The sequence below is a fragment of the Falsiroseomonas sp. HC035 genome (assembly GCF_050563525.1).
Classification (GTDB): Bacteria; Pseudomonadota; Alphaproteobacteria; order Acetobacterales; family Acetobacteraceae; genus Falsiroseomonas.
The window spans coordinates 1-1,357 of record NZ_JBNXUN010000064.1; the positions used below are offsets into that span (position 1 = coordinate 1).

A 1,357-nucleotide genomic window follows, 5' to 3' on the forward strand; every position below is an offset into this window, starting at 1 on the left:
GGGGCAGCGGGAGTGTTGGACATGGCGTTGTTGAGCGTTATCCGGCGCTGGCATTTCCGGCAGCACCAGTCGATCCGGGCGATCGCTCGCCGGACCGGCCTGTCGCGGAACACCATCCGCAAGTACCTGCGATCCGAGGCGGTGGAGCCTGTTTTCAGGACGCCCGATCGCCCCAGCAAGCTCGATCCCTTCGCCGAGCGGCTGGCGGCCTGGCTGCGGACGGATGCCCGCAGGCCGCGCAAACAGAAACGCACGGCGCGGCAGTTCCACGCGGAGCTGGCCGGGCTCGGCTATAATGGCTCGTACCGGCGGGTTGCTGCCTTTGTGCACGCCTGGCGGGACGACTGGCTGCGCCTGCAGCAGACCGCCGGCCGCGGCGTCTTCGTGCCGCTGGCCTTCGGCCCGGGCGAGGCGTTTCAGTTCGACTGGAGCGAGGAACATGCCGTCATCGGCGGCGAGCGCACCAAGCTGCAGGTCGCCCACCTCAAGCTTTGCCATAGCCGGGCTTTCCTGGTGCGGGCCTACCTCCTGCAGACGCACGAGATGCTGTTCGACGCCCACAACCACGGCTTTCGCGTGCTGGGTGGCGTGCCGCAGCGCGGCATCTACGACAACATGCGCACCGCCGTGGACCGGATCGGTCCGAGCCGCGAGCGGCAGGTCAATGCCCGCTTCCTGGCCATGGCGAGCCACTATTTGTTCGAGCCCGAGTTCTGCAATCCGGCATCGGGCTGGGAGAAGGGTCAGGTCGAGAAAAACGTTCAGGACACCCGGCACCGGCTGTGGCAGCCCATGCCGCAGGTCGCCAGCCTGGAGGCGCTGAATGCTTGGCTGGAACAGCGATGCTTCGCCTTGTGGGAGGAGATCCCGCACGGTGCCGAACCCGGCAGCGTCGCCGCGGTCTGGAGGCAGGAGGTGGACTGCCTGATGCCGGTCCGACGGGTCTTCGACGGCTTCGTGGATGAGACCAAGCGGGTCTCGCCAACCTGCCTCGTGCACTTCGACCGCAACCGCTACAGCGTGCCCGCCTCCTTCGCCAATCGTCCGGTCAGCCTGCGGATCTATCCCGAGCGCATCGTGATAGTCGCCGAGGGAGCCGTGCTTTGCGAGCACCAGCGGATCATCGAGCGATCGCATGGGCAGGGCCGGACGGTCTATGATTGGCGCCACTACCTGGCCGTGGTCCAGCGAAAGCCTGGCGCCCTGCGCAACGGCGCGCCCTTTGCCGAGCTGCCAGAGGCATTCCGGCAGCTTCAGCGGCAACTGCACGGCAGGTCGGGTGGTGACCGGGAGATGGTGGAGATCCTGTCCCTGGTGCTGCAGCACGACGAGCAGGCTGTACTGGTTGCCGTGGAGT

At 67.1% G+C, this 1,357-nt stretch carries 1 protein-coding gene; it reads left to right on the forward strand.

Annotated elements, in window-relative coordinates:
* Nucleotides 1–21: 21 nt before the first annotated feature.
* Nucleotides 22–1,357 (forward strand): IS21 family transposase (gene istA / locus ACLF3G_RS29435; RefSeq protein ID WP_430672929.1); only part of this gene is annotated, 1,336 nt, incomplete at its 3' end.